This is a genomic window from Cohnella phaseoli, assembly GCF_003386235.1.
GTDB lineage: Bacteria > Bacillota > Bacilli > Paenibacillales > Paenibacillaceae > Cohnella > Cohnella phaseoli.
In genome coordinates this window covers 107,834-114,622 of sequence record NZ_QRDZ01000031.1, presented here as the reverse complement: position 1 = coordinate 114,622, position 6,789 = coordinate 107,834, and the positions used below count along the sequence as shown (strand labels likewise).

The window sequence follows — 6,789 nt, the reverse complement described above, 5'->3', positions numbered from 1 at the left end:
GAATGGGTCATGAGTCTAGATGACCGGTCAAAATTCTTCTGGCCGAGAAAGAACGTGAAATAAAGAGCATAACTGCGACATGAGTCGGTTTGATATGGAAGACTCCGGAATTAGGGGGTCGCACCGTAATTGTGCCGAATATTGCCCATCATCTGAAAATAAGGCGGGATATCCGCTTAATTTCAAAAGTAAAGTGCGGCAAGAAAGTCTTGACAACGAATGTGTACTAAGGGCATAATACGCATGTGGTGTATGAACTACTTAGTACACACACTTAAGGCGATTGCGAGGTAGCGGAATGAGAACAGGCGGAGGCTGGGAGGAAGTCGAGTTCAACAGCCGGGAACCGGTCTATCTGCAGGTAGTACGGCATTTCAAAGAGATGATCGTCGCGGGGAAGCTGGGGGCCGGTCAGGTAATCCCTTCGCGGAGAGAACTGGGAACGCTGCTGAAAATCAACCCGAATACGGCGCAGAGATCCTACAAGGAGATGGAGGAACGTAAATTGATCGTAACGGAAGGAAATTCGCCAAGCCGAATTACGCGAGACGACTCCGTGCTACAGGCGATTCGCGCCGAGTTGCTGGGAGAAGCGGTTGACGCCTTCGTCGCGGCGGTCCGCAAGGTCGACGTTCCGGTCGACGAATTGCTTGATCTGGTGAAGAGCAAATACATAGAAGCGTTGTCCGTCAATCCTGCGCATGCCGATAAGGAAGGGAGCGGAGAACGGCTATGATCGAGCTGAAGGAGGTCCGCAAACGGTATCGCGGGCGCAACGTGCTGAACGGACTTAGCTTTACGGCGGAGAAGGGCAGCATCACTTGCCTGATCGGCATGAACGGAGCGGGCAAATCGACGATCATGAAGGCGATTATGGGCCTTGTTCCTATTAAGGAAGGCCAAATTCTCATAGACGGCAAACCGCGGGGAAAATGGATGTACGAGAAAGTCAGCTTCGTTCCGGATCATCTCACGATGCCGCTGGGTATGAAGATGTCGGAAGGGCTGACGTTTATGGCGGATTTCTACGAGAGCTGGAACGCGGAGCGGGCTGCCGAATTGATGCGTTTTTTCCGGCTCGAGCCCAAGGAGAAAATCGGCAATCTGTCGAAAGGGACGGCGGCGAAATACAATCTTGTGCTCGGACTGGCGCTGAATTCGGAATATGTATTGATGGATGAGCCGTTTTCCGGAATCGACTTATTCAGCCGGGAGATGATCGCTGATGTTTTCTCCAGCGAGTTGATTGAAGAACGCGGCGTTCTGTTGACGACGCACGAGATCGACGAGGTGGAGTATCTGATCGACAAAGCGGTCATTTTGCAGGACGGGAAAGCGGGTTTGGAATTCGACTGCGAAACGATGCGCAGCGAACAAGGCAAGTCGATCGTCGACGTGATGAGAGAGGTGTATTCGCGTTGAGGAACTACCTGAAGCTTCTGCATATAGAAATTCATCGGTTTCGATCTATATTGTTTGTTCTTATGGGGTTGACCGCGCTGGTCCAGATCTGCGCGATCGCGTTTAGTACCATTGGAGAGATAAATGAAAGAAACGCCTATTTTCAGCAAACGGGAAAACCGGCCGAGACTTTTTTCGCCGCTATGTCCTTCACCCGCATGGTGCAAAACACGCAATTCTGGTTTGCCGTTCCCGTCGGGCTCAGCATCGCCGTTCTGGTCATTTATGCGTTTCTAATCTGGTATCGCGATTGGTTCGGAAGAAGCACGTTCGCGTTTCGGCTTCTGGCGCTTCCTTCTGAACGCAGGAATGTTTATTTCGCGAAGCTGACCGCTATTTTAACATTTATATTCGCAATGCTCGGCTTTCAACTTCTGCTTATGCCCATCTGCAGAGCGGTCTTTACGATGATCGCGCCGGCCGATCAAATACAGCCTTCCTTTATCGCGGATGCGATTTTCGCCAATCAGGCGTTTAAGATTTTGCTGCCGCGTTCGTTTGGGGAATTTTTCGCCAACTATGGCTTGGGCATCATCGCGCTGCTTATTCTGTTCGCGTCGATTTTGCTGGAACGGAGCTATCGTTGGCTTGGCATCGCATTGGGGCTTGCCTACGCCGGCCTATGCGCCGCGTTAATGTTTTTTCCGCCTCTGGCGCTTGGCGCGGAATACTCTGTAGGTTATCTGTATACCGAAGAAATTTATGCGATTCAGATCGCGATTGACCTATTGATAGCTATCGTCTCGGTCTGGTTGGGATTGTATTTGTTGAAGAAAAAAGTATCGGTGTAAGGGGAGACGGCGAACGATGAAACGTTACATTTTGTCGATGGCGCTTGGCGTATTCGCTGTCGGCGCGATCGGGACGTATTACGCGTCCGGCACGGAAGGGGATGCGCCCCTATACAAGCTGGTTACGCTGGAAGGCGATGTTCAGGAAGCCGCCAATATGCAGCTGGGCGGCCACTATATTGGCGGAGTCGGATCAAAGGCTCTTGAGCTTACCGTCGCAGGAACGAAATACCAATTAGCGCCGTCGTTTTACGAGAAATATTTGCAGGATAACCGGTTTTTGACGACGCAGTACGAGGACATGAAGGCGTTGAAGCAGGAGCATCGGAATTTTATGCGAGGGAGAAGCAGCATCGACAGCTTCTATAGGGATTCGGATTGGGTCATCTATGCCGACGCCGTTCTTTACGATCCCAGCAGCGAATATGATTGGCGGTCGGAGCTAAGAATGGACGTCCTGGAAGAGGCCACAGGTAAAGTCGCCAAGCATCGGATCGATCTGGACGAATCGAATATCGAATGGTTCCGCGTGAACGACGTTCAGCGTATCGGCGACGAGGTGCATATTCTGGCTCAGGTGAGACAAAGAGCCAAGCTCCCCGAAGGAGGCTGGAAAAGTCTCTCTGAGGAATTTCGCGATTATGTCGTCGATCTCGGCAGCGGCAAGCTGCTTCGTCGGGACGTATTAATGTCGGAGCAACTGAAAGCGACTGCCGGCACCTCTGGAACCTCGGAGGCAGAGCCCGCGGCGAACGTGATCAGGAGCGACCTCAGCCTCTCCATCGCTCCCAGCGAGAGGACCTCCCAGCCTTCGGAATACGTCGTATTGCAGATGAGCCGAAGCAGTACAACTGGCGGCGAAGGAGTCAAAGAAAAGACGACACTCGTTCGCAAGTACGCAGTATACTCTTACCGAACCGGCAAGCTGACTCCGCTGCCCGAGTCTTCTACCGATATTAGTGCGTATTCGCACAGCCAGAGCGAACTTAACGGGGATATACTCACTGTTATGTATTTTGATAATCGGAGCTTGGCGATTGCTCGCTATAATGTCGCGACAGAAACGCTGGATCCAGACGAGCTTACGTTGACGGCGAAGCAGGCGGGCGGGCAGTCGATTAAGAGCGTAACTTTGGCGCAAGACCGCGTGTATGCTTTGCTTTCCTCGGAGGACTCGAGTAAGGCTGGCCTTGCCGACAGCAGACAGATTACGGCCGTCGTGCTGGATGCGGGCAGCGGAAAGACGTTGTACAGAGGAGAAGCCGCATACGAGGGGCCGGCAGACAAAGCCGAAGAGTTCCGCAAAAAACTGTGGTTGACCAACATTTATGCGAACCGTTCGTAACCTGAGAGGCACGCAGAGTTGGGAAGAGAGGATCGCGCTGCTTAGAAGGCTGGAGGAGGTCGGCTATTCGATCGCTTACTACGTACTGCGCTGCGAGGAGCTTGCCGAGGAAGCGACCCGGGCAGCGCTCCTACAGGCGGGCTCGGACCGAGAAATCAGCGAATTGCCAGCTGAGGCGCAGAGAGAGAAATTCTCCCGGCTGGCGATGAGCACGGCGATAGCGGTAAGGCGCGAGAAGCTGCTTCGCGAGGCCAAATAACGACCGTTTGGAAATTTACCGGAAATTTTATGGATTTACAATATGATTCGTATGAAATAGTTCGTATTAACGGTAACTTTATAGTTCGTCCGAGCGGTAACTGTATAGTTTGTATAAACGGCAACTTTATTGTTGTAGGAACGAGCGCATATTGTACGAATTCTTCATATAAGTGAGGTTCGAATAGCGCCTGTGGTTCGAATAGCGCCGGATTTCTGAAGTTTGTACGATACGTCATACAAATCGGTCGAGAGTGACGGCCAAAGGGTTGATTTTATACGATTTATCGCACAAAGTACCATAAACGGGGGCTCGAAACCGGACTTTTATACAAAGAATCGTACAAAAGGCTCGGAGGCCAAGCCCGCCAATGCAGAAAAGAGACTGTTCCCTAAGCAGAGTTGCTTATGGGACAGTCTCTTTTGTTTTATTGCTTGCGAATATGATAGACGCATTTGCGGTCGCCGGAGGCGAGGCAGTCGGAGCGAGTGACTTCCGCACCGAGCAGCGATTCGAACAGCTTAAGCTCGCAGGCGCAAGCCTGCTTGTATTTACCCGCGACCTGCGAAATCGGGCAATTGTACTCGGTGAGCCTGAACTCGTCTTCCGAATCCTGCTCCCAGGTTGCCATGTATCCGTTCTCGTTCTGAATGTCCGACAACGCGGCAACCTTCGCATCGAGCTCTTTGCCCGCCATCTTCGTTTCATACCGTTTCAACAGAGTCGCCTTGCGGCGCTCGAAGAGGAGGTTCACCATCGACTCTCCGGCTTCGTCTTCCAATTCCGTGAGCAAGTCGAGGGCAACGGTATGGTATTTCTTCGGAAAATAGTCGTCCGCCCGAGCGGTAAGACGATAGACGGCCGCAGGGCGTCCCATCGGCAGCCGGATCGTCGTCGATTCAATCAGATCGTCCCGCTCGAGATTGGAAATATGCCGCCTTACGGCCATGCCGGTAATGCCAAGCTGATCGGTCAGCTCTTTGGCGGTCAGCTCTCCGGACGTTTTCAGCATTTGCATAATTCGGTTGCGGGTAGACTGATCCAGATCTTCCTTCAATACGTCACCTCCCGGATCAACCGGCCGATCCGGCTGCGGTCAAATCATGTTCGGCGCAAGCCGACGAGCAGTATCCGCGATGCTCCTCTTCGCACTTGTCGCATACGAGATGCTGCAGATGGCAGGTATCGTCCGCACAATTGATATAGCGGTCCGTCTTCGTTCCGCAGTGATGGCATTCTCCGACAACCGTATGCTCGTCGGTCTGATTGATGCGCACCGAAATTCGTTCATCGAACACGTAACAGTTGCCGTCGAAGCCGCGCCCTTGCACTTCCGGATCCTTCCCGTAGGTCACGATTCCGCCGTCAAGCTGATAGACGTCGTTAAAGCCTTCGTTCTTGAGCACGGCGGTTAGCATCTCGCAGCGAATGCCACCCGTGCAATAGGTGAGAATCGGCTTGTCCTTGTGCTCGGTCAGATTGCTGCGAATCCATTCCGGAAATTCCCGGAACGTCTTGAGGTCCGGCTTGATCGCGCCGTGGAAGTGGCCGAGATCGAATTCGTAGTTGCTGCGGCCGTCGAGGATGATCACGTCGTCCTGCTGCATTTTCTCATGGAACTGCTTCGGCGTAAGACGCGCGCCTCCGTCAACGTTCGGATCGAGCTCCTTATCGTAACGCAAGGTGACAAGCTCTTTTTTATAGCGAACGAATATTTTCTGGAACGCATGCTCGTCGACTTCATCGATCTTGAACAGCAAATCAGAGAAGAGCGGGTGGGCATGCATGGCGGCAATATAGGCGTCGGTCTGCTCCGTCGTGCCGGAGAGCGTTCCGTTGATTCCTTGATCCGCGATCAGAATCCGGCCTTTAATGCCGAGCTCTTTGCAAAATTGCAGATGCTCCGCAGTGAACGCTTCGGCGTCCGGAATTTGAACATATTTATAGAACAAAAGAATGCGATAAGCTTTGGTAGACATGGTTAACACCTTTCCGTCGACTATTGCAATTAGCCGTTAGTATATTTATCGTAGCGGTTCCCTGCCACTTAGTCAACATATGCGTTTAATAAGTGGCATGGATGAATTTTCTGATCTAGGGAATAATTCGCGTATGTTATTTCGATACAGCCTGCCTTATGAGGAGGAAGATTCCATTGACCAAGCGACAATCGAAGCAGCCGGTGGACGAGTCGCGCCGCAAGTTCCTCAAGTACTCGGGCGCGGCGCTTGGCGGAGCGGTCGTCGGCGGCGTGATCGGCGGTCTTGTCGGCTCGAATCTGAACAAATCCGCGAAGGAAGCGCCGACCCCGCAAGAGTCGGAGGAGACTCCTACCGCTCGGGATCAGGATTACAATCATGCGCTTATGTTTTTCTCGCAAGAGCAGTTTCAGACGACGGAAGCCGCGGCCGAGCGCATTTACCCGAAGGACGACAACGGCCCGGGAGCTCAGGAGCTCGGCGTCGCCTTCTTCATCGATCACCAGATGGCCGGCGCATACGGCTTTAACGCACGGGAGTATATGTCGCCCCCGTTCTATAAGGCCGAGGCTTCTCAGGGCTACCAACTGACATTCAAACGGCGGGAGCTTCTGGCCCTCGGTCTGGACGCGCTCAACGAATACAGCGAACAGAAGCATAATAAGAAGTTCTACAAGCTGTCGCCGGAGGAGCAGGATGCCGTATTGACCGCTTTTGAGAAGGACGAGGTCGATTTGAAGGACGTGCCGGCTTCCGCCTTTTTTGCGATGCTGCGCAATTTGACCATCGAAGGCGCGTACGCCGATCCGCTTTACGGCGGCAATCGCAACATGGACGGCTGGAGAATGCGCAATTACCCCGGCAACCAGATGAGCTTTACGGAGGAGATCGAGAAGGAAGAGTTTATCAAAATGGAACCGCTCAGTCTGCGCGATCATCTGCAAACAAGTTAAG

Annotated in this window: 8 protein-coding genes; 6 read left to right on the top strand and 2 right to left on the bottom strand. The window is 52.7% G+C overall.

Annotated features, from left to right (window positions below; all coding sequences use genetic code 11):
* The first annotated feature begins 298 nt into the window (after positions 1-298).
* Genes DFP98_RS30040 through DFP98_RS30020 form a run of 5 tightly spaced genes read left to right on the top strand, consistent with a single transcriptional unit; the run spans position 299 to position 3,856 of the window.
* Positions 299-736 (top strand): GntR family transcriptional regulator, encoded by a 438-nt coding sequence (locus DFP98_RS30040; RefSeq protein ID WP_116064327.1) that lies wholly within the window; start codon positions 299-301, stop codon positions 734-736.
* Positions 733-1,422 carry an ATP-binding cassette domain-containing protein gene (locus DFP98_RS30035; RefSeq protein WP_116064326.1) on the top strand — a complete coding sequence of 230 codons (690 nt, stop codon included), beginning with the start codon at positions 733-735 and terminating at the stop codon, positions 1,420-1,422. Before DFP98_RS30040 ends, DFP98_RS30035 begins: the two co-directional genes overlap by 4 nt.
* On the top strand, positions 1,419-2,252 hold the full coding sequence (locus DFP98_RS30030) for a hypothetical protein (protein ID WP_116064325.1): 834 nt from the start codon (positions 1,419-1,421) through the stop codon (positions 2,250-2,252). Before DFP98_RS30035 ends, DFP98_RS30030 begins: the two co-directional genes overlap by 4 nt.
* Positions 2,253-2,268: 16 nt before the next feature.
* Positions 2,269-3,597, top strand: a complete 1,329-nt coding sequence (locus DFP98_RS30025) for a hypothetical protein (RefSeq protein ID WP_116064324.1) — start codon at positions 2,269-2,271, stop codon at positions 3,595-3,597.
* Complete coding sequence (locus DFP98_RS30020; protein ID WP_116064323.1) at positions 3,581-3,856, top strand: hypothetical protein; 276 nt, start codon at positions 3,581-3,583, stop codon at positions 3,854-3,856. The genes DFP98_RS30025 and DFP98_RS30020 overlap by 17 nt, the downstream gene beginning before the upstream one ends.
* A gap of 427 nt (positions 3,857-4,283) precedes the next feature.
* Here DFP98_RS30020 and DFP98_RS30015 read toward each other — a convergent pair whose 3' ends face one another.
* Positions 4,284-4,913: a helix-turn-helix transcriptional regulator gene (locus DFP98_RS30015; RefSeq protein ID WP_116064322.1), complete on the bottom strand. Its 630-nt coding sequence runs from the start codon at positions 4,911-4,913 to the stop codon at positions 4,284-4,286.
* 16 nt (positions 4,914-4,929) lie between these two features.
* Positions 4,930-5,835: an oxygen-dependent tRNA uridine(34) hydroxylase TrhO gene (trhO, locus tag DFP98_RS30010; protein ID WP_116064321.1), complete on the bottom strand. Its 906-nt coding sequence runs from the start codon at positions 5,833-5,835 to the stop codon at positions 4,930-4,932.
* Between the two features lie 176 nt (positions 5,836-6,011).
* On the opposite strand from trhO, the gene DFP98_RS30005 reads away from it, so the two are divergent.
* On the top strand, positions 6,012-6,788 hold the full coding sequence (locus DFP98_RS30005; protein WP_246016889.1) for a gluconate 2-dehydrogenase subunit 3 family protein: 777 nt from the start codon (positions 6,012-6,014) through the stop codon (positions 6,786-6,788).
* The last annotated feature ends 1 nt before the right edge of the window (position 6,789 follow it).